The 259-nt window shown below is 68.7% G+C and carries 1 pseudogene; it reads left to right on the top strand.

Annotated elements, in window-relative coordinates:
• Window positions 1–259: pseudogene (locus tag SB751_RS32325) on the top strand (porin); the annotation flags it as partial.

Raw genomic sequence — 259 nt, forward strand, 5'->3', positions numbered from 1 at the left:
CGCGTGGTCGCACTCGGCCACCGACGGCGTGAGCGGCGTGCTCCAGGGCGGCGGCATCACGCCGCTGAAGGGCGAATCGCTGGTCTTCGACAATTTCACGGTCGACGGCCGCCTCTTCGTCACGCCGGCGTTCAGCCTGTCCGCCGCGTACACGTACACGATGGGCCGGTTCGACACGCGCACCGGCCAGACGCGCCCGAAATGGAACCACGTGGTCACGCAAGCCGGCTATGCGTTCTCGCCCCGCACGGACGCGTAT

Source organism: Cupriavidus sp. SIMBA_020, assembly GCF_046535395.1.
In the GTDB taxonomy this organism is placed as follows: domain Bacteria; phylum Pseudomonadota; class Gammaproteobacteria; order Burkholderiales; family Burkholderiaceae; genus Cupriavidus; species Cupriavidus campinensis.